This is a genomic window from Chryseobacterium phosphatilyticum (genome assembly GCF_002899825.2).
Classification (GTDB): domain Bacteria; phylum Bacteroidota; class Bacteroidia; order Flavobacteriales; family Weeksellaceae; genus Chryseobacterium; species Chryseobacterium phosphatilyticum.
Genome location: NZ_PPED02000001.1, coordinates 376509 through 397928, shown reverse-complemented (window position 1 = coordinate 397928; position 21420 = coordinate 376509). Strand labels below are relative to the sequence as shown.

The window sequence follows — 21420 nt, the reverse complement described above, 5'->3', positions numbered from 1 at the left end:
TTTAGTTTAAGGAGGTTGCTATTTCTTCTGACCGGCTGTTGCTAACGCTTTTGGATTCGCCTTTCAGAATCATCGTATAAGATCTGTTCACCCGTATCGTAACAAATGCACAGATTTTAATTTTAAGTCTGACGGTACCCGTTCCATACAATACGGTTCCGTTACCATCACTGAGATAATTGATTGCCAGGCGCAGACTGAGGTATACGGAAACTAAGCCGAGAATATCTACAGTTCCTATGATGGCAATAAAAATTTCGATTCTTGTACTTCCTGAGGCACCACTTTTATATTGTAACTCAACGCCTGCCAGTATTATAATTCCTCCGCTGATCCATCCTGCACTTATAGCAAAAGCTGCACTGGCGTGTACACTCATGACGAAATCGACCTGTATTGAATTGTTTTCTGATGGCTTATAGCGGAAATTACAGTCAATATATCCACCTCCACCAAGAATGAATGCCGTAAAATTGAATGGAAGTTCTTTCTTACCAAGATAAAAACCTAGTCCTACCAAAAAGTCCAGCTTCAAATTCTTCTGATCAGAATCATCTACTGCTTTCATGATAAAATTTCCTCCAAAAGATAAATTAGAGATCGACGTAGGTCCTCCTCCAATCGAAAGAGGTGGAAGGTCTAAGCTTGCTCTTGCTCCTATGGGTAATTCAAAATCTTTTCCACCGATCTGCTGTTTTACTTTCAGAATTTCCAGTTTGAAGGGTGAACTTTTCTCTCCTTTTGCCGGAGCTGTGGTTTCTATTTTTTTTGATGCGTCAGTAAGTAGTTTCAATAAGCCAGGCATCTCCATTCTGGCAGGGTCGAGGTCAAAATCGTATTTGCCGTTTCTGAAACTGATTACCGTTTCTTTAAATAACATTAATGGAGTTCCTGAGAGAGAAATCTCAAAGGTAGCTTTTAATGAACCCGTATTTTCACTTTGTCTGTTTTTATCAATATCTATCGACTCATTAGCCTGTGCAAGGATTCTGGCATTTTTAAGCATTGTTACCTTTACCGGGCCTATCGTCATAAAGGTATTGTCACCGGTAAAAGTGTAATCCACATCGGCCTTAACCCAAGCTTTCATGGCTTCTTTATCTAGGTCGTGGGTAATTTTAACCGCTTTGAAAAAAGCATCATCTGATTTTAAAAACGGAAAAAGATGGTCAAATTTCATCCCTCCGATATCGTTTAACAGATTGGATATCGGAAACTGCTGAGATAAAGAATTTGCAAAATGAGTCCCCCATTCTTTAAGCGGTGCTACAAACTTATCTTCAAGTCCTGCATAGGGAATACTGATCCCCATTGCGTCCAGTCCTTCATTCATTTTTTTAAGTTTTCCCATTACGGGAGTAAGCAGTAGCCGGGGCGCCATATTTTCTTTAAAATTGCAGACAAGCTCAATCGTCTTTCTGTTGAAACCGAGATCCACAGCTTTGATGTCTTCAAATACCGAACGATAATTAAAGAGTGTATTCTGAATCTCTTTATCGAGGTCAGCATAACTATTTCTTAGATCCACGGCTTGATAATATCCTTTCGTCACCTCACCGATTACTTCCCCAAAATCCTTATTGATGGCCTGCGACAGCTCATTGGCGTTTTTAATGATCGTGTTGGTATCTCCTTTTTTGATGGCTTCTTCTAAATCATTAAGCTCTGTGTAAATATTTTTAAGATATCCATAATGTTCATCAATTTTTTTCTCAAGTTCGGCGAGATCCCTACTTTCTTTTAATTTGTTGAGAAATGATTTCAAATCATTGATCTGTTCCTTAATCCAGTCATTTAGCTTGTTAAAAAGATGAGCTACCGGAGGAACGGGAAGATTGGCTTTAAGCTGATAGTCTTTAATCAGAAATTTTTGGATTTCAGGAATAAGGTTATTCAGGATTTCCTGAACCATTACAAATTTATTTTCAGCATTTACTTCAAAAAACTGGTTAACAGATTCTTTGAGACTGGCCTCAGGTTTATTTATTTTATCTTTAAAAACCTGAATCATTTTGAGGATTTTTATATATTCAGCCTCTAATAGTTCTCCGAATCCTTTTGTAATATCTTTTATACCATCAGAAAATAATTCTGAAGTAGTGACCAATTTATCGGCCAGCTCTTTTTTAAGATCAGATAATACACTTTTAAGCTCTGTCGATGAGTCCCGTAATGATTTTTTTATCTCATTTTTTGCCTCTTCCAGCTTAAAATCTGCTGGTTTCAATGTAAACAGATAGTCTGATATTTCCTTTAGCTTTTTATTGATAATTGTTGTTATCTCATTATTGATCTGGTCTTTAATGTTTTTATTAATGTTAATATTTTCAATTAACTTCTTTATAAAGCTTTGGATATTGGTAAGGATTTTATCACGAATGTCAGTCCTAAATTTATCTAAAGTGATTCCGGGGTCAGTAATTTCATCTATGCTGCTTTGAGCTTTATTGATGTGGCCCGCCAATTCCTCGTCAATTTTACTGTAATTATGCTCAAGAAACAACCTTATTTTATCAGCCTCTGAACTCAGCACCCCATTGAACTGATTAAGGTTTATCTCAAGATGGCTTTTCAGATCAGTAATATTAGCTTCAAAAGCTTCAATTCTTTGCAGAATAGTCTCTTTTAGGTCTGAAAGCGGATTTTCCTGAATAAGCTGATCGAATTCTTTTTTGGCTTCTTTAAACAGTACTGTATAATTTTTGTCGATAGCTCCTATCCCTGCATCCAGTTCTTTGGTTAATTGAAACCAAAGTGCTGCGGTAGGAATTTCCCAGTCGCCTCTTCTTGCGGTATTAAAAGAATCAATATTGTAATCATTGGGTGGCCAATTTAAATATCTAAGTTCAGGTTTTGCATTAATGTTAGCTGTTAAGTCTTTGAAAGAATCAACACGGATTCCATTACTAATAGAAGAAAAATGGGCAATAATATCTTTTCTGATCTGTTGAGTGACTTTTCCCTTTTCTCTCTCAATTTTTAAATCAGGACTTTTCAAAGCGGCTATTATCCCTTTTGTATAGCCATTCACATTTTCCTTTAAAAATGTATGAAATTTCGTTCTATGACCGATTTGTTCAGCTGTGATGTATCCGTCAATTGGTTTTCCATTCTGATCCACCTTAGCTGCAGGCTTCCTCTGCATGGTAACCGTCCGCAATTTACCTACTACATTGGAATCATTATTATAAGCACCATTTGCAGAAATCGGTATATCGGAAGGTAATATTTTGAAAGTAAACCTTTCAAAACCTGGTAAAACATCCAAAGGAGAAGGAATTTGTGTGTTGATTAATTTAGGATCATTATAATCCAGACAGGGCGAAGCACCCAAATAAATATTTTCAAACGGCTGCAAGGTATAATCTACATTCACCTCACTTTTCCAGCTATCTGTAATAGCCGTTGTTGTCTCCGTCACATCAGTATAAAAATAAAGATCATCAGGGTTAGCGAGGTTATACAAGACTTCTTTTAGTTGAGATTCTCTTGAAGGCAATGCAGCAAGCATAATCTGTGGAAACGGGTAAATCGTAAAATCTATATCTTTTTTCCAGAGCGGAACTTCCCATCCAACAGGTTTATTATCCCGTACAATATCTCTCCCCCAGGTTGATGATACCGGAATCTTTATGGATTTAAAGTGACTTCCTAAAACAGAACCTGAGTCAGCAGGATCTGCTCCGAATTCAGGATACTTTCTTTCAGGTTCCAAAATTTCTACAAATTCACGGACCTTCCTCATAATAACGCGACCTGTATTTTCTGTATGCGAAAACTGTTCAGATGGAACTACAGTTCGTTCATATTCTATAACATGTTTAGCTTTATTCCAAAGTACTCCGACTCTTCCGATTCTTTCCACAGCATAAAAATGAGTACGTCCCAGAGTCGTTGTTGATTTAATGATAGATTTATCGTTGGCAAAACGGGCGACCTGTTTTCCATAACCTCCCAGTGAGCTAAAAGCGATATTTTCTATTTCACCTGAGGACGAACCTTTTTTATACCCTGTGGTCCAGAGTTCGTTGTATATTGCCAATGACTCAAACCCAAAATGAAATCCTCCTGCCAGTCCATTATCTGAGTGATACTTTTCATGAATTTCTTTGAGGTAGTCCGGGACCACCTGATTTCCGTTTTTGTCTATAAAAGGCCATTTTAGCTTTGCTCCTTTTCTCTTTGCAAGCTTTTTCCTTTCAACCTCTTCAACTATAGAAGGATCTTCGATATAGTCTGTTCTGAAAAAATAATTGATCCCTTTCGTAAATTTTACAGGCTGAAATTTATCCTGAGCAGAAACTTCATAAATCGCCAATCGCGAATTAAAAAGCAGTAAGGTCTGAATAAAAACAGAATAGGCTTTATTAAATGCATATGTCTGATCCTTGTTGCTCTCCCATACAATTCTTCCTCTTGGAGCTTTTACCAGCTGGCCTAATTTATTTTCAAGCTCTGCAATAAAAGCTTCCTTATTTTCAAATTCAGCGCTCATTCCATAGAGCAATTCAAACTGTGCTTTCAGCAACCTTAATCCGGGATTAGAGTCTCCATAAGTCCCGAATAAATGCTGTATATTCCATGGTGCAGTAACCATCTGACGATTCAGTTGTTCGTTTGATATATGCAGCTCTGCCGGTGGACTGAATTTAAACTGTACTTTCTGATCATCTACAGGCTCTCCTGCAATAACATTATTGTAATATTTTCCATCTTTATCAGTCTTACGGAAAGCTTCACCCATCACCTGAGGTGGAAGCGTAACAATGATCTCTTCATTTTCCGTATTATTGAGGATCTCCCATATACTTCCATCCGCAGATAAATTATTTTTTCTGGCCACAACCCATTTACCATTGTCATATTGAGGGACAGAACCAAAAGGAGTTTTAATTTTCATTGCCGTCTGTGGTTGATGCCCTAATACGACTACTTCTAAGCTACCTTGTTCGGGATTCCGGGATGGTTTATTATGTGTGCACTGCAATTCTGCAGAAAAATTAAAATCCTGTCCTACATTGGTGTTTTCGCTTAATGAGAGAAAATATTTCTGATCACTTTTAAAATCAGACACAGGAATAATGAGTGGAGGTATTGATCGAATGGTACCCGTGCTTGCCAGCGAACTGTTATCATCATCTGCAATATACCGTTCCTGTTCAGAAAGGTCTGTAGATAATGGTCTTATATTTTTGACGGGTAATATAAAATCCTCAATAGAGTAACATGGAACTATAGTATCCTTCTTTTCCAGATCTTTATACCATTCCCATAAATACAAAGGTTTTTGTGCTTTCTGAAGCTGGAGAGAAAAATACATTCTCCCCTGAATGCTTTCGTTGCTATCTAAATCAAATGAAAAAGAACCATCATTCACAAAACCAGACAATTGAGTTCCCGCAATTTTTTTTTCTATGCTGAAGGCGAAAAATGTTCCGTTGTCATTGGTTCTTAAAATATCATCCGCAATAAAATTTACATTGGAAATACTCAGTTTTTTATGGTCTTCTGTAAGGATACTCTGTTTCCTGTCTGTTGTACTTTGTTTAAAGTTAGGAAGATATATATCGTGATTTTTAGAGATTGAGGAATCAAGTCCCTCTATACTTTTTACTAATTTCACAGGATTGTTCAAACGTCTTATAGCTGTGAATGAGACATTTTTATTGGTAACAGCGTGCTCAAGGATAATCTGGTTCAGATTGGAGAATTCGAAATTTTTAATTTCCGGAGTGAGACTCTCCTGCATTGCCCGATCGGCAATAGACCGCGAGAAAGCAACCTTTTTGAATGTTTCATTTAACAGTTCATATTTAACAGCCCCGGTAAGCCACGAGATCACCGTATTACTAAAGTTCTGTTGCTGATATCTGTTGATTTGGAAAAAATAAATCAGATTATAACTGCTGAGTACAAAACCCTTCAGTATAGAATCATTAATACTGGTCATGTATTTAAAAAAAGGATACAAATACTGTCCACTTCCTCCTTCACCTCCTTCCTTAATAAACCATGAATAATGATTACCTACATCAAGATAAGCTTCTTTGTAGTCAATAAGTGATAAGTTATACGAAAGATCATTCTCATTGGAGCTATAATGATCCAGAGCCAGTTTATTATTATTTAAAGAAAAGGTATCAGTTCTGAGATCGGGAAAAATACTATCATCTCTAAGTCCTCCTTTTTTCCAAACGATTGGACAATCTGTACCTGCTTCCTGAATGCTGTCATTTCGATTTTCAGAATTAATGGATAAAAAGATTTTGTTCTGTTTCTCTTTGTCATCTTCTTTATTTCTTATCCCTAACCAGATATCAAAATCAAGTTTTTTTCCCTTTTTATTGACGATCTCACATTCAATACCCTTAAATATGATCAGTCGGTCAGTCGTTGCAATCTTATCTGCTTCAGTAAACCATACTTTAATGCTCTCGTTTGAAAGCTTTTCATCAATAATCTTATATTCAGAAAAATTATGGGTGCTGAATCCTTTTGTTTTAATATTCAGATAGTGACTGAAGTTGACCTTTGTATTGATCGCTAGATCTGAATATTTTTTCCAGTCAGGATCACCGTCCTGTTTCTTATGAGCAACTATACTTATAAAACCGGATTTTACCACACTTGGAAAATCAATGTTTTCATTGTAATTCAGATCATAACCTTCTTTGGTTTCAATCAATGGAAGAATCCATAAAGGGGTTTCGTTATACCATTTAAGCAACCGGAAACTCTGTCCGTCTCTATTTTGGAGGACAAGATCATTAAAATCCTGATCTCCGGCAGATCGAGATTTTTTACTTCCTACAAAAACGCCAAAACACTCTGAAGCCCCTTCATCATCAAATCTGAAGATAATAAGAGGTTTCAGGTGGTTTGCCAATAAGTATTGTTGTATTTTCTTATCAGACATAATCAGAAAATTTTATAATTAAGGTGTTGACTGAGTATTGCCATTAAAAAAAGGAACTATTCTACATGAAGAATGAACAGAACTCATTATTTTAACGATCCTTTTGCCATGACTCATCGATAAAACCATCAGAAAGATCAATCAGATCAGGCAAATAACATTCTGTTGTACAGAACTGATGATTCCAGCCATCAAAAAGCTGGCTGTATATAGTCTGAACTACAATTTCTGTTTTATGCTTCAATGGATGAAGGTCATAAAAACACATGTAATATGAAAAGAACTCAGTTGTTCAGTGAGGTAAATAAAAGCCTGGAATATTTTTATTATCAAAATCCCAAAAAACTTGTTCTATCTTCTATTATAACTGATGTAAGAAAAAAACTGAGGAAATTATCGTCCGGAGAACGTTGCAATGGGATTAAATTAGTCAGGTTTCTCATAATTATTGTTTTCACTAAAGATAATGATTTATTCAACATCTTTAATAAATTTTTAATAAATTTTAATAATTTACTCATCATCATAATGTGCGACCAAAGTAGATTTGAAAATCATTAACTTTATTTATTTTACACAAAAAAACCTTTGAAATATTCAAAGGTTTTAATGATTTCTTTCCTGAAGAACCTTTTCTATATCTTCCAAAGAGAAACCTTTCGCTTTCAACAGGATTAAAAAATGATACATCAAATCAGCGGCCTCATTTTTAAAAAGCTCAGCATTGTCATCTTTAGCTTCAATAACCACTTCTATAGCTTCCTCTCCCACTTTCTGAGCCACTTTATTGATTCCTCTCTGATAGAGTGAATAGGTATATGATCCTTCTGTTTTATCATCAATTCTTTGAGAGATCTTTTCTTCCAGCTCGTATAAAAAGCCTTTTGGAGCCTTCTCTCCAAAGCAGCTGAAACTTCCGGTGTGACAAACTACATTGGTTGGAGTTGCTTTGATTAAAATGGTATCCTGGTCACAATCGATGTCAATACTTTTTACCGTTAAAAAATTACCCGATTCTTCTCCTTTTGTCCAGAGTCTGTTTTTGGAACGGCTGAAAAAAGTAACGATTCCTTCCTGTTCTGTTTTCTTGAAAGCCTCCTCATTCATATACCCCAGCATCAGAACCTGAAGCGTTGTGTTGTCCTGAATAATCACCGGAACCAGACCATTGTCTTTATTAAAATTAATTTTCATCGTATGTCAATTTTTTGATTTTTCAATTGTTCTTTTAAATTCTGGATTCCTATTTCATTAAAATGGAATATACTGGCTGCCAAAGCCCCTGTAGCTCTGGTCTCATCAAAAACTTGAACGAAGTCAGCTATCGACCCCGCTCCACCTGAAGCAATGACAGGAATGCTTATTTTGTCTGCTACCAGTTGGGTAATCCGAAGATCAAATCCTTTTTTGGTTCCGTCACCATCCATGGAAGTTAAAAGAATTTCTCCTGCACCCAAAGCTTCAGCCTGTTGTGCCCATTCAATGGTATTCAGAGAAGTGGCTTCCCTTCCTCCTTTGATGTGAACAAGATCCGATAGGTCTACCAGGCGGGTATCAATAGCCACCACGACACACTGGCTTCCAAATTCTTTGGCCAGATCTGAAATAAGCTGTGGATTTTTTACCGCAGATGAATTGATACTGATTTTATCAGCACCCGCTTCCAAAAGCTTTCTTACATCTTCAATAGTGGAAATTCCGCCTCCTACCGTGAATGGAATACTCAGTTCTTTGGCTATAGATTTCACCAGTTCTACAAACGTTTTTCTTTTTTCAATCGTGGCAGTGATATCCAGAAAGACCAGCTCATCAGCACCTTCATTTTCATATTTTCTGGCCAGTTCTACAGGATCTCCGGCATTTCGTAATCCTTCGAAATTGATTCCTTTCACGGTAGCCCCGTCTTTTATATCCAGACACGGAATTATTCTTTTTTTAAGCATTTTCAATAAAATTCTGAAGTTGTTGTAAGCTTATTTTACCCTCATAAATTGCTTTTCCGATGATTGTCCCGGAACAACCGAGATCTTTCATCTTATATACGTCTTTGATCCCTGAAACGCCTCCACTTGCAACAAGCTGAACAGAAGTTTTATATAGAATTTCAATATAAAGCCCTGTCGAAGGCCCTTTCAGCATACCATCCCTGGCAATATCTGTACAAATTACATTTTGGATTCCCTTTTCCCGGTACTTTAAAATAAAATCAATCACATCCAGGTCACTTTCTTCCAGCCAGCCTGAAGTTTTAATTTTTCGGTTATCACAATCGGCTCCGAGGATTATTTTCTCCGGGCCATATTGCTCAATCATTCTGAAGCAAAATTCAGGATCCTGTACTGCAATACTTCCCAATGTAATCTGCTTTGCACCGGAATTGAAAGCCGTTTGTATATCTTCTTCCGTCTTTAATCCTCCCCCAAAATCAATGTGCAGCGATGTCGACCTGGCAATATCTTCCAATACTTCCTGATTGACAATATGTTTTGATTTTGCCCCGTCAAGATCTACAAGGTGCAGAAATTTTATCCCAAAGTCTTCAAACTCTTTTGCCACTTCTACGGGGTTTTCATTATAGATCTTTTTAGTGCTATAATCTCCTTTTGACAAGCGTACGCACTTCCCGTCGATAATATCAATAGCCGGAATAATTTTCATCATAGTTTTATAAAATTATTTAAAATCTGACTGCCAATTCCTCCTGATTTTTCAGGGTGAAACTGTACTGCATAAAAATTATTTTTCTGCAGCGAAGCACTGAATGGCAGAATATAATCACACACCGAAGTTGTATAATCCGATAATTCACAATAATAACTGTGAACAAAATAGACATCACTTCCGGCTTCAAGTCCTTCAAATAAAGACAAATCCTGTCCTGAAATGGTATTCCAGCCCATATGGGGAACCAGCCCTTTTGGAGGAAATCTTTTAACCTTGCAATCAAAAATTCCCATTCCTTCAGTATTCCCTTCTTCATTCTCCTTACACATCAGCTGCATTCCCAGACATATTCCCAATACAGGCTGTGTCAAAGTGGGAATCAGAATATCCAGGCCTTTCTCCTTTAAAAGCTTCATCGTGGACGAAGCCTCACCGACACCCGGAAAAATAACTTTATCTGATTGTATAATCTGTTGAGGGTCATCTGTAATAACAGAATCAACTCCCAGCCGGTTTAAAGCGTTCTGAACGGAATTTACGTTTCCACCGTTATATTTTATGATAGCAATCATCTTTATAAACTTCCTTTGGTTGATGGTAAACTATAATTGGCATCAGACTGATTGACCGCCATTTTAATCGCTTTGGCAAATGCTTTAAAAACAGATTCTATCTTGTGGTGTTCATTATCTCCTTCTGCTTTGATATTCAGGTTGGATTTTGAAGAGTCGGTAAACGATTTGAAGAAGTGAAAAAACATTTCTGCAGGAACGTCTCCAATTTTTTCTCTTTTAAACTGAACATCCCAAACCAGCCATGGTCTGCCTCCGAAGTCTATACCCACTTGTGCGAGGCAATCATCCATCGGGAGAAGGAAACCGTATCTTTCAATTCCTTTTTTCTTTCCTAACGCCTTTACAATTGCTTCGCCCAGAACAATAGCTGTATCTTCTATCGTGTGATGCTCATCCACGGCAAGATCTCCCTTCACATGAATATTGAGATCCATATTTCCGTGTCTCGCAATCTGATCCAACATGTGGTCAAAAAAATGAAGCCCCGTAGAAATTTCTGACTTTCCGCTTCCATCGATATTGACCTCAATTTCTATTTCCGTTTCGTTCGTCTTTCTGGATACTTTGGCCTTTCGCATTCCCGATTTTAAGAACTGGTAAATATCAGTCCAGCTTGTGGTAGAAAGTGCGGCATTCGCATTTAAGTTTTGATTAAGATAAATAGCCTTAGACCCCAAATTTACAGCAAGTTGCACATCACTACCTCGATCACCAATTACATATGAATTTTCAAGGTCATAATTTCCATACATATACTTTGCCATCATTCCTGTTCCCGGTTTTCTGGTGGGAAGATTTTCATGCTCAAAGCTTTTATCAATTAAAATATCACTAAATAAAATCCCCTCATTTTTGAATGCTTTCAACATTTTTTCCTGAGGTTTAATAAAGTCTTCAAAGGGAAAGCTTTCCGTTCCAAGACCATCCTGATTTGTTACCATCACCAATTCATAATCCAGTTCGGTGGCTATTTTTGAAAGGTTTCTGAAAACCCCCGGATAAAACTCAAGTTTTTCCAATGAATCAACCTGAAAATCAACGGGGGGTTCAATAATCAGCGTCCCGTCACGATCTATAAATAATACTTTTTTCATATCTGGTTTATGTTGTTTTTAAAAGATTGATCAATTTTTCATTTTCCTTACGATTTCCTACATTAATCCGGATACACCCCGGTATCGCAGGATCTCTTCTGCTGGTTAAAATTTCCTCTTCCAGCATCTTTCCATATACCTGATCCACATTGGTCATTTGAACCAAAAAGAAGTTGGCATCTGTAGGAAATATCTTTGAAATACACGAAATATCCTGAAACTGTTCTGCCAGCCATTTTCTTTCTGCTAAAATATTTTCTACGTTGCTTTCTAACCTGTTTTCTTCTTCAAGAGTTTTCAGAATCAGCTCCTGACTTAATGCATTCACATTGTAAGGCGCCTTTACTGTATTGATCAGGCTTATAATTTCTTCAGAAGCATACGCAATACCTACTCTTGCTCCTGCCGCACCCCATGCTTTTGAAAATGTCTGCAGAACAATGAGATTAGGATATTTGTTTAAAAGCTCAATGCTTGATTTTTTACCTGAAAATTCAATATACGCTTCATCAACCACCACAATTCCGCTACAATTCTGAAGGTAAAACTCGATATCCTTTATACTGTTTCCGGTTGGATTATTTGGTGAGCATAGAAAGAATACTTTAATCGTTTCTTCACCGGTCATCTTCACGAAATCGTCTTTTACCATCTCAAAATTCTCATTCAAATTCAGCTTCAACACTTTATTTTCATTGATTGCTGCATAAAACCCATACATTGCAAAGGAAGGGTTCATCATCATGATAGAATCTTTTTTAGGCTCACAAAAAACTTTAATGATGAGGTCGATCAGTTCGTCACTTCCATTTCCTATTGCTATTTGTGACGGAAAAACATTTTTAAGACCTGCTAATTTATTTTTAAGCTTCTTCTGTGTAGAATCCGGATAACGGTTAAATTCTCCGAAGGGGCTCTCATTGGCATCCAGCAGAACCGGTTTATCAAATTCATTATGATCCCTGAAGCTTATGTAGGGTTGTAATTTCAATATATTTTCCCGTACTAAAGCTTTGATATTAATTGTATTGTTTTCCATTTTATTTTTTTAATCGTATTGATACTGCATTTTTATGGGCAAGAAGACCTTCAGCTTCAGCCATGATTTCTATTGTTTTTCCTAAATTTTGTAATCCTTCTTTTGACAGGTGCTGAAATGTTATTTTTTTCACAAAGCTATCCAGAGAAACCCCGCTATAATTTCTGGCATAGGCATTCGTTGGAAGTGTATGATTGGTTCCACTGGCATAATCTCCCGCACTTTCGCAGGAATAATTTCCCAGAAAAACCGAGCCTGCATTCTTGATCATCGGGATGTATTTTTCCAGCTCACTGATAGCCAGAATAAGGTGTTCCGGTGCATAGAGGTTACTGAATTCAACTGCCGCTTCAAGAGAATCAATTAAAACAAAAGAACTTTTTTCTAATGCCTTACTCGCCATCTCATTTCTCGGTAAGTCTTTGACCTGTTGCTCAACAGCCTGTATAGTCTCATTAAATACTTTAAGATCTGTTGTCAGGAAAACAACCTGGCTGTCACTTCCATGTTCTGCCTGTGACAACAGATCTGCTGCACAAAATTCCGGGATCGACTGTTCATCTGCGATGACAAGAACTTCACTTGGCCCTGCAGGCATATCTATGGCCACCCCATATTGTTGTGCATATTCTTTAGCAGCAACGACAAACTGATTTCCGGGACCAAAAATTTTATAGACTTTCGGAACACTTTCAGTTCCTATCGTCATAGCAGCAATTGCCTGTGCCCCACCTGTTTTAAAGATTTTAGAAATTCCACAAAGCTTAGCTGCATACAAAATGGCAGAGTTGATATTTCCACTTTTATCCGGTGGTGTACATAGAACAATTTCTTTACATCCAGCCAGATTGGCAGGAATAGCAAGCATCAGAACCGTTGAAAATAAAGGAGCGGTGCCTCCTGGAATATAAATTCCGACCTTCTCCACAGGTCGGTTTTCTCTCCAGCAAACTACTCCTTTTGTTGTTTCTATTTTTTGAATTTCCGGATTTTGTGAAGCATGGAACTTTGAAATATTTTCTTTCGCCTGCTGAATGGCAAGCTTCAAATCATTATTAATACGATTTTCCGCGTCTTTAATCTCAGCTTCAGCAACAATAACCGTTTCTGTTTCTGCCTGATCAAATTTTCGGTTGAACCCTATTAAAGCCTGGTCACCATTTCTGTCAACTTCATCAAATATTTCAGCTATAAGTGCTGAAATTTCCTTCTGTTCTAAAACGGGACGTTGCACTAGATCTGTCCATATATCTCTGGAAGGGTATCTGTAGATTTTCATTTCTCTTATTTTTTGGGTAGATGGTAAAAAGTAAATTATTATTTCAAAACAATGATTATCAAAATATTAACATTCTGTTATTTTTAAATAACCATCTTATCAATGGGAATGATCAGAATATCCTGAGCTCCATTTTCTTTCAGCTCGTCTATTACATCCCAGAATCTTTCTTCATCAATTACCGAATGGATACTACTCCATCCTTCCTCTGCCAAAGGAATTACAGTGGGACTTTTCAGTACAGGCAAAACATCTGCTACTTTCTGGATTTTATCGTTGGGAACGTTCATCAGAATATATTTCGATTTTTTTGCTTTTAAAACAGCCCGGATTCTGAACAAGAACTTTTCAAGAATCCTTATCTTTTCGTCTGATAATTGTGGCGTTTGCGCTAGTACAGCTTCAGATTTCAGTAGGGTAACTGTTTCTCTCAGTCCGTTTTTAAATAAGGTACTTCCGGAGCTTACAATATCACAAATACCTTCTGCCAGACCAATATTGGGTGCAATTTCTACAGACCCTGAAATCACGTGAATGTCAGATTGTATTCCTTTTTTTTCTAAAAATCTTTTAAGGGTATTAGGGTAAGAAGTGGCAATTTTTTTTCCTTGAAAATAGAAAGGATCATCAGTTTCAATGTCTTTGGGCACCGCAAGGGAAACACGGCATTTGGAAAAACCCAGCTGCTGTACAATTTGAATATTTTTCTGTTTTTCTATCAGAAGATTTTCCCCGACAATGGCCACATCCACCACACCATCTTCCAGGTATTGTGGGATATCTGAATTCCTGAGGTACATAATTTCCATGGGAAAATTATCTATAGTAACTTTAAGCTGGTCTTTTCCGTTGTTGACATAGATTCCGCAGTCTTTAAGAAGTTGTAAGGAATCTTCGTACAACCGGCCGCTTTTCTGAATCGCAATTTTTAATTTACTCATTTCGTTTTCTTTGGGGTCCGAGTAAATAAAAACTGATCTGTTGAAATTTCTGAGGAGAATTCAGGAAACAAAAAAACCGCCTATTTACTCAGACGGTTTTAAATATTTTTGATTTTAGCACAAACATATATCAATCAATTCCGCCTAACAGAGATGATGATGATAATGATGTAATGCTAAAAAAGTTGGTTTCATTGTATTGAATTGTGGTACAAATGTAGGGTTTATTTTTAAACTGCAAAGTTTTTTCAGATAATTTTTTGATAAAAATTTATCAGCTCTTTGGCAATCGGCTCATCGTTAAACTTCTGAACAAACGTGAAACCCTTTTCTTCACGGCGTTTTCTTTCGGATTCATTTTCCCAGAGAAATTGTATTTTCGCCCTAAGGTCAAGATAATTATTCGGATCAATATATACAGAGTCTTTTCCTCCGGCTTCAGGCAGACAGCTTGTATTGCTTGTCACCACAACTGTTTTGGAAAAAAGTGCTTCTATAACGGGAATTCCAAAGCCTTCAAAGAAGCTTGGATAGACAAAAATATCTGCCCGTTTGTATAGCACAGCCAGCTCATCCATGGAAACGCCTTCCAGGAATATTACCTGATTTTCCATTTTATTTTTTTTCAGAAAAGCAGCGATTTTCTGATAGTATTTGGTTTTTCGTCCTACCACTACCAGTGGGATGTTGGTTTCATGGATCGCTCTGACAATATTCAATAAGTTCTTACGGTCTTCAATGGTTCCCACATTTAGAATGAACCTCTCCGGCAGACGAAATTTATCTTTCGTTCCCTGAATAAATTCCTGAGACTGCTGTTCTTTAAATGCTTTGTGACACCCCTGATAAATAACTTCAATTTTAGTTTCAGGAACTTTTAAAAACTCGATAACATCTCGCTTGGTCTGTTCTGAAATCGCAATGATTTTATCTGCTGTCTCCGCTGCTTTTTTAAATTTCCAGAAATGTATTTTCCTGTCAAAAAACGAATAATATTCCGGATAACGGACAAAGATCAGATCATGAATGGTTACTACCTTTTTGATCGGTGTTTTATCCCATTTTAAAGGAAGTTCTCCTGATAAACCATGGTAGATATCTGCTCCCAGTTTCTGAGCATCTTTCCCCATTTTAAACTGACGGGAAAAATTTCCTTTTGAGGTCTCAACAAATTTGACATTCGAACGGTCAAGAATATCTTTCCCACGTTCAGATTTATTTTTATTGAGTAAAAGATATTCATTATCCGGTTCATACTGAGAAAGAATTCTTACCAGATCTCTGGAATAATTGCCCAAACCGGACGTATTATGGAAAAAACGTTTTGCGTCAAAAGCAATCTTCATGAGTGTATCTGTTTTTGAAATTCCTGAAAGGTACCAAAAGTATGGCCTTTATCTTTAAGCCATCCTACAAAGGCATCAAATCTATCCACCATGTCTTTTCCGGAATTTTTAACCGTGAAACCGGGAAGTTTAAAGGCTTCGTCCTTGATTTCTGCAAATTCCCAGGGATGAAAATAAATGTTCAGATATTTATCCTTTTTCAGGGTATCGGCTGCCAGTTTTTTATACAATGACAAAGGAAAATTATGAAAGCTCAGCCAAAATAAAGGAATTCTGAAATTGGGCGACACGGAAGCCGGTACCTGCATCACATTTCCTTCTTTAAAATAAGTTCTGGATACCTTCAAATTGTTATATCGACCCGGCAAAAATGTAGGATTGATAGATGAGTTGTAAGCATATCCTGCTTTTTCCACTTCTTTTTCATCCACAGGCATCATTCTCGGCATTCTTAATCCGGTGACTTTTGTGGAGAACAAGTCTTCAAGCCTTTGTCTTGATTCTTTAAGGTGTTTGTCCTCAAATTCGGAATGAAACCAGGTATGAGAGGCCAGTTCATGCCCTTCACTCAGCAATCTTTCAATGAGATGCTTACTGTTTTCAGCAAAAACCACTGTCGAAAAAAAGGTAGCTTTTGCCTGATGTTTTTTCAGAATATTTAAAATATGTTCAAGCCCGTGCTGAGATATAGAGATTTGTTTATCAAAAGAGATCTCTCCCTTATATTCTAAAGGCATGTCGAACTCCTCGATATCAAAACTTAATAAAACCATTTAAAAATTTTTGTTTTTTATAATATAATTAGGTCTTTCTTTTACCTGTTTAAAGATTTTTCCTAAATAAATGCCGATAATTCCCAGAATAATCAATTGGAGACCACCAAAGAATACGATTGTCATAATTAATGATGCCCAACCTGATATTTCAGTGCCAACCACAAAGGCATAAACAACATATCCGGCATATCCTATCACTGAAAATATTGAGAATAAAAAGCCCAGATAGGCTGCTAAATAAAGAGGTTTCACACTAAAGGCGGTAATCCCGGTAAAAGCAAATTTGAGCATTTTTTTAAGATTGTAGCTGCTTTCACCAGCCATCCTTTCACCAGCAATAAAGTCGATTCCTGTTTGTTTATACCCCATCCAGCTTGTAAGACCTCTTAGGAATAAATCATCCTCTTTGAAGTCTCTCATCGCCTGTACAGCATTAGCATCCATCAATCTGAAATCGGATCCTCCTCCTTTGGTAAGGTTAACATCTGAAAGACTGGACAACAGTTTATAGAACACATCTGACGTTTTCCTTTTAAAATAGGAAATTTGCTTGGGATAAGTCCTTACCGTATACACAATATCATACCCTTCTTCCCATTTTTTAATCATTTCAGGAATAAGTTCCGGAGGGTGTTGCAGGTCACCATCCATTGAGATGACCGCATTTCCAAATGCATTGTCCATTCCTGCTTTCACGGCTGGCTGGTGGCCAAAATTTCTGGAAAATTCAATAAACTTTACTTCTTCATATTGTTGAGACAATTGTTCCAGCTTTTCCTGAGTATTATCTCTACTTCCATCGTTGACAAAGATGATTTCAAAATTATAATGCTCCAGCCCTGAAAAAACTTGTTTTATTTTTTCATGAACTAAGGCAACGTTACCTTCTTCATTATGAGCGGGTATGACAATAGAAATTTTCTTCATACATTAATTTAAAGTATAGTCCTTATCAAAATCCTTAGTCATTAATTCATAAATAACTCTTAACCAAACAATAATACAAGGTACGGCTTTCAGAGAATATTTAATGATATAATTCTGCTTGATAAATTTCGGAAATAAATCGGAAGGAGAAAAGCAGGTAAGAATAATCACGAAGACCAGCAAACCTATAATGAAAGGTGTTTTTTCCTTTTGCAAGGTAAACCAAATCATCACTCCTGCTACCGCAATAATATACGTTGGTGATTCTGAACCGGAGCTAAACAAAACCAAAAACAGCAATGTAGAAGCCAGAATCATCAATTGAAACGCATAGTTTTTATACTGCCTGATTCTAAGGTAAGGTAATGCAAATAAAGGAACTCCAAAGGCTAAGAAGGTAAGATTAGAAATGGTAGCATCTCCCAAAATTCTTCTTACAAACCCCATTAAAGAAATGTCCTGCATATTTCCCAGTACCTGGTTATCATTATTTTTTGAGATCAAAGATGTTGCCCAGTCTGAATAGCTCTGAATCACAAATTGCGGACTTGAATATATCATTGGAATACAAAGACATAGTATAGCAACCACAATTCCTGCCAGAATAAACTTTATCTTATTTTTAATAAAGAAGAACTGGGACAAACCTACAATACCATAGAGTTTCACAAAAATACCCACAACAATTGCCGTTGCCGACTGCACTTCTTTTCTTTCATAAATGTATATGGCTGATAGCATCAGAAGCCCTACCAAAGCTACATTAAACTGTAAGCTCACCGCTGCGGTAATGTATTCCTGCAGACATAATAATGCAAAAAGAGCTTTTTTAGGATCTGAAAACGGAAGTTTATGAATTGCGTACAGGAAAATCCCGGTATTGGCAACATTCCATAAAGCAATTCCCATCCAGTCAGGCATAATAGCAAAAGGGGCGATCAATAAACTAAAGAAAATTCCGTAATGATTCATGTCGGAATATTGTTCGGGATATTGTAAGTACAGATTTTTCTGATCAAGAGTGTTGAAAAATACTCCTTTGAAAATCAGATAATTATTAATAGCCTGATATCCTCTTGAGAATTTAGAAAGCGCCGTAGCAATGGCTACAATAAGATAAACCCCAAATATATATTTGGGGTTTAGCACTATTTTAAGAAATTTCTCTTTCAAAATTGTGTGGTATTAGTTTAAAAATTGATCTTAAACAGCAACATTATTTTCTCTCAATGCATCATTCAGAGATGTTTTTTTATCTGTAGATTCTTTTCTCTGACCAATGATCAAAGCACATGGAACCTGATATTCTCCCGCAGGATATTGTTTAGTATAGCTTCCCGGAATGACTACAGAACGCGCAGGAACTCTTCCTTTAATTTCGACAGGCTCACTTCCTGTGACGTCAATAATTTTTGTAGAGGCAGTCAATACTACGTTGGCTCCCAGTACCGCTTCTTTTTCTACGTGTACTCCTTCAACCACGATACATCTTGAACCGATGAAACAATCATCCTCAATAATAACCGGTGCTGCCTGTAAAGGCTCTAATACTCCACCGATTCCAACACCACCACTTAAGTGAACATTTTTACCGATTTGTGCACAACTTCCTACTGTAGCCCATGTATCTACCATAGTTCCTGAATCTACGTAAGCCCCGATGTTTACGTAAGAAGGCATCATAATTACCCCTGAAGCGACAAAAGAGCCTTGTCTTGCAATCGCGTGAGGAACCACTCTTACCCCTTTCTCTGCATAATTTTTCTTTAAAGGAATCTTGTCATGAAATTCAAACGGACCTACTTCAATCGTTTCCATCTTCTGAATCGGGAAATACATTACGACTGCTTTTTTCACCCATTCATTTACCTGCCATCCGCTTTCCGTAGGTTGAGCTACACGAAGTTCTCCGGAATCTAGTAAAGAAATTACCTCTCTAATCGCTTTCTGGCTGTCTTCATTTTGTAATAGGTCTCTATTATCCCAAATGTTTTCAATAGTTTGTTGTAATGACATGTTTCTTATTTAAATTAGTTTGAAAAATTATACCGGCCAAAGATACAAAAAAGTTCAGCAAAACTGTTTTTCACATGATGCTTTTAATAAAGGTTCAACATACGTGCAACCCTCTTTTTGTAAGTCAGGTAAATTTGCCCATGAATTTGTAATAAATATTCTTCTTCCAGTCTTATCTGAATCTGCATCAAAAGACTTCCTGTTAGCAAAAAGATCAATGCAATTAAAGTAGGAAAAACCAGAAAAAAGCCAAGAAGACTTACTGTCATTCCTAAAAATATAGGGTTTCTTGAAACCCTGAATAGTCCATGGGTAATAAGCGTTGTTTTCATCTCATGATCAATGCCGATACGCCAGGAATCTTTCATCTGTAACTGAGCGGTAACTGTCCATATCAATGCCAAAATCATTAAAACAATTCCGCCATATTGTATCGCCTGAACAGTCAAAAATTCAATCGTAAAGCTCTGTCTAATCTGATCAGGAATCCATGCAATTAAAATGGTATAAATAAATAATGCCAAAAGAATAATTTTAAAGTACCTTCCGATAAAAGCATATGCTGAATCATCTTTAGGAAAAACACCTGGATTTTTTCCTATTCTTCGGGCTACATTTAGACTGACCCCCAGAAATGTAATTACAAAAAACAATACAAAATATGAAGGAATAAAAAGCCTGATAAAGTCTGTCATAGTAAAATAGTTTCTGACAAATTTGAGCAATTCAGGCGTGCAATACTATTGCATTATATATACTGTATAAAACTCAAAAGTTTTAAACGCTTCAGCCTGATTAAGGATAAACTTTATGAGCGGTTTAAACACCTTCCCGCAATAAAGTCTTGGCTAAAATTATAGAGTATGGGACAGGTTAAAACCCGCCCCTATTGAATATAACAGTCTAATGAAATTACAGTTCCCATCTAAACTTTTGATTTGGAAAGTCCTTTATTTCTTTTAAATTCCGTCAGACTCATTTGATGCTGTTTTTTAAAAAATTTGTTCAGATGGCTTTCATCCGAAAAGCCAAACTCCGTAACAATCTCATTGATTCTCATATCACTGAAAAGAAGCCGGTGCTCAATCAATCTCAATTTGTAATTCAAAATATAATGGGTAATCGTTTCTCCGGAATGATTTTTAAAATAACTTCCAAGATAGGTTTCGGAAAGTCCAAATTTTTGAGAGATTACAGAGACTTTCAAGAGTCCCGGGTCGTGGATATTTCCCTGGATATAGTCAATAATCTCTACGATTCTTTTATCCGTATTGGAGCCTATATTCTCAGCCCGTAGTTTTGAAATATTTCTTGCTGCAATAACAATCAATGCATTCACATAATGCAAAGTCAGTTCTTCCTGATAAATATCCGGATGATTAATCTCATGGAGAAGTGAAGCAACAATGGAATCCACCAGGACAACATCAGATTTATTCTGTAGAATACAACCGGAAAGATAAGAGGCACCATATAATAAACATCCTATCGAATTAATATTGTTCCATTTATAATCTTTTACATAGCGTTCACTGAACTTTACGAGCAAAAGCTCAGTCTTTTCTTCAATTTCCAAATAATGCTGATCATTAGGTGTCAGCAATATCAGGCTACCTTTACTGTAGGAAGCAAGATTATTATTTATGGTAAAGGCTCCTTTTCCTGAGATAACATATACAATCTGAAAAAAAGAAAATTGAATGTCTTTTAAGGGACAGTTTTCAGCCTGATGATATTCAACTTTTACCAATTGGTCGATGTTCTCTCTTTTCATACGGTAAAATTACTTATTTATCATTGAAATATACTGATTTTTTACAATTTTTCTGTTCAAATTTGCTACATCA

The 21420-nt window shown here is 36.6% G+C and carries 17 protein-coding genes; all 17 read right to left on the bottom strand.

Annotation, left to right across the window (positions count from 1 at the left end):
* Window position 1 precedes the first annotated feature (1 nt).
* The 17 genes from C1631_RS01790 to C1631_RS01710 all read right to left on the bottom strand — a co-directional run bounded on the left by C1631_RS01790 (window position 2) and on the right by C1631_RS01710 (window position 21347).
* Window positions 2-6916: a hypothetical protein gene (locus C1631_RS01790; RefSeq protein ID WP_109710032.1), complete on the bottom strand. Its 6915-nt coding sequence runs from the start codon at window positions 6914-6916 to the stop codon at window positions 2-4.
* 91 nt (window positions 6917-7007) lie between these two features.
* Window positions 7008-7160 (bottom strand): hypothetical protein, encoded by a 153-nt coding sequence (locus tag C1631_RS23925; RefSeq protein WP_165828220.1) that lies wholly within the window; start codon window positions 7158-7160, stop codon window positions 7008-7010.
* 362 nt (window positions 7161-7522) lie between these two features.
* On the bottom strand, window positions 7523-8110 hold the full coding sequence (gene hisIE, locus C1631_RS01780; protein WP_109710030.1) for a bifunctional phosphoribosyl-AMP cyclohydrolase/phosphoribosyl-ATP diphosphatase HisIE: 588 nt from the start codon (window positions 8108-8110) through the stop codon (window positions 7523-7525).
* Window positions 8107-8859 (bottom strand): imidazole glycerol phosphate synthase subunit HisF, encoded by a 753-nt coding sequence (gene hisF / locus C1631_RS01775; protein ID WP_109710028.1) that lies wholly within the window; start codon window positions 8857-8859, stop codon window positions 8107-8109. Before hisF ends, hisIE begins: the two co-directional genes overlap by 4 nt.
* Complete coding sequence (gene hisA / locus C1631_RS01770) at window positions 8852-9574, bottom strand: 1-(5-phosphoribosyl)-5-[(5-phosphoribosylamino)methylideneamino]imidazole-4-carboxamide isomerase (RefSeq protein WP_109711415.1); 723 nt, start codon at window positions 9572-9574, stop codon at window positions 8852-8854. The genes hisF and hisA overlap by 8 nt, the downstream gene beginning before the upstream one ends.
* Entirely contained in the window at window positions 9574-10152 is a 579-nt protein-coding gene (hisH, locus tag C1631_RS01765; protein WP_109710026.1) for an imidazole glycerol phosphate synthase subunit HisH, read from the bottom strand. The genes hisA and hisH overlap by 1 nt, the downstream gene beginning before the upstream one ends.
* Before the next feature lie 2 nt (window positions 10153-10154).
* The gene (gene hisB / locus C1631_RS01760; RefSeq protein WP_109710024.1) at window positions 10155-11249 is read right to left on the bottom strand and encodes a bifunctional histidinol-phosphatase/imidazoleglycerol-phosphate dehydratase HisB; all 1095 of its coding nucleotides are present in this window, start codon (window positions 11247-11249) and stop codon (window positions 10155-10157) included.
* A gap of 7 nt (window positions 11250-11256) precedes the next feature.
* The gene (hisC, locus tag C1631_RS01755) at window positions 11257-12288 is read right to left on the bottom strand and encodes a histidinol-phosphate transaminase (protein WP_109710022.1); all 1032 of its coding nucleotides are present in this window, start codon (window positions 12286-12288) and stop codon (window positions 11257-11259) included.
* A 1-nt stretch (window position 12289) separates the two neighbouring features.
* Window positions 12290-13567, bottom strand: coding sequence for a histidinol dehydrogenase (gene hisD / locus C1631_RS01750; RefSeq protein ID WP_103249774.1), 1278 nt, complete (start codon window positions 13565-13567; stop codon window positions 12290-12292).
* 83 nt (window positions 13568-13650) lie between these two features.
* Window positions 13651-14508, bottom strand: coding sequence for an ATP phosphoribosyltransferase (gene hisG / locus C1631_RS01745; protein ID WP_109710021.1), 858 nt, complete (start codon window positions 14506-14508; stop codon window positions 13651-13653).
* Between the two features lie 248 nt (window positions 14509-14756).
* Entirely contained in the window at window positions 14757-15854 is a 1098-nt protein-coding gene (locus tag C1631_RS01740; protein ID WP_109710019.1) for a glycosyltransferase family 4 protein, read from the bottom strand.
* Window positions 15851-16627, bottom strand: coding sequence for a polysaccharide deacetylase family protein (locus C1631_RS01735; RefSeq protein ID WP_109710017.1), 777 nt, complete (start codon window positions 16625-16627; stop codon window positions 15851-15853). The genes C1631_RS01740 and C1631_RS01735 overlap by 4 nt, the downstream gene beginning before the upstream one ends.
* On the bottom strand, window positions 16628-17557 hold the full coding sequence (locus C1631_RS01730) for a glycosyltransferase family 2 protein (protein ID WP_109710015.1): 930 nt from the start codon (window positions 17555-17557) through the stop codon (window positions 16628-16630). It lies immediately after the preceding gene.
* A 3-nt stretch (window positions 17558-17560) separates the two neighbouring features.
* On the bottom strand, window positions 17561-18730 hold the full coding sequence (locus tag C1631_RS01725; RefSeq protein WP_109710013.1) for a glycosyltransferase family 87 protein: 1170 nt from the start codon (window positions 18728-18730) through the stop codon (window positions 17561-17563).
* A 30-nt stretch (window positions 18731-18760) separates the two neighbouring features.
* Window positions 18761-19573 (bottom strand): 2,3,4,5-tetrahydropyridine-2,6-dicarboxylate N-succinyltransferase, encoded by an 813-nt coding sequence (locus tag C1631_RS01720; protein WP_109710011.1) that lies wholly within the window; start codon window positions 19571-19573, stop codon window positions 18761-18763.
* Window positions 19574-19656: 83 nt separating this feature from the next.
* Window positions 19657-20268 carry a methyltransferase family protein gene (locus tag C1631_RS01715; protein ID WP_109710010.1) on the bottom strand — a complete coding sequence of 204 codons (612 nt, stop codon included), beginning with the start codon at window positions 20266-20268 and terminating at the stop codon, window positions 19657-19659.
* 230 nt (window positions 20269-20498) lie between these two features.
* Window positions 20499-21347 carry an AraC family transcriptional regulator gene (locus C1631_RS01710; protein WP_103249600.1) on the bottom strand — a complete coding sequence of 283 codons (849 nt, stop codon included), beginning with the start codon at window positions 21345-21347 and terminating at the stop codon, window positions 20499-20501.
* Between the last annotated feature and the right edge of the window lie 73 nt (window positions 21348-21420).

What these genes read in the sequence shown, in the direction of transcription:
- C1631_RS01790 (WP_109710032.1), bottom strand. Translation starts at nt 6,916, where the DNA reads ATGTCTGATAAGAAAATACAACAATACTTATTGGCAAACCACCTGAAA.
- hisIE (WP_109710030.1), bottom strand. Translation starts at nt 8,110, where the DNA reads ATGAAAATTAATTTTAATAAAGACAATGGTCTGGTTCCGGTGATTATT.
- hisF (WP_109710028.1), bottom strand. Translation starts at nt 8,859, where the DNA reads ATGCTTAAAAAAAGAATAATTCCGTGTCTGGATATAAAAGACGGGGCT.
- hisA (WP_109711415.1), bottom strand. Translation starts at nt 9,574, where the DNA reads ATGAAAATTATTCCGGCTATTGATATTATCGACGGGAAGTGCGTACGC.
- hisH (WP_109710026.1), bottom strand. Translation starts at nt 10,152, where the DNA reads ATGATTGCTATCATAAAATATAACGGTGGAAACGTAAATTCCGTTCAG.
- hisB (WP_109710024.1), bottom strand. Translation starts at nt 11,249, where the DNA reads ATGAAAAAAGTATTATTTATAGATCGTGACGGGACGCTGATTATTGAA.
- hisC (WP_109710022.1), bottom strand. Translation starts at nt 12,288, where the DNA reads ATGGAAAACAATACAATTAATATCAAAGCTTTAGTACGGGAAAATATA.
- hisD (WP_103249774.1), bottom strand. Translation starts at nt 13,567, where the DNA reads ATGAAAATCTACAGATACCCTTCCAGAGATATATGGACAGATCTAGTG.
- hisG (WP_109710021.1), bottom strand. Translation starts at nt 14,508, where the DNA reads ATGAGTAAATTAAAAATTGCGATTCAGAAAAGCGGCCGGTTGTACGAA.
- C1631_RS01740 (WP_109710019.1), bottom strand. Translation starts at nt 15,854, where the DNA reads ATGAAGATTGCTTTTGACGCAAAACGTTTTTTCCATAATACGTCCGGT.
- C1631_RS01735 (WP_109710017.1), bottom strand. Translation starts at nt 16,627, where the DNA reads ATGGTTTTATTAAGTTTTGATATCGAGGAGTTCGACATGCCTTTAGAA.
- C1631_RS01730 (WP_109710015.1), bottom strand. Translation starts at nt 17,557, where the DNA reads ATGAAGAAAATTTCTATTGTCATACCCGCTCATAATGAAGAAGGTAAC.
- C1631_RS01720 (WP_109710011.1), bottom strand. Translation starts at nt 19,573, where the DNA reads ATGTCATTACAACAAACTATTGAAAACATTTGGGATAATAGAGACCTA.
- C1631_RS01715 (WP_109710010.1), bottom strand. Translation starts at nt 20,268, where the DNA reads ATGACAGACTTTATCAGGCTTTTTATTCCTTCATATTTTGTATTGTTT.
- C1631_RS01710 (WP_103249600.1), bottom strand. Translation starts at nt 21,347, where the DNA reads ATGAAAAGAGAGAACATCGACCAATTGGTAAAAGTTGAATATCATCAG.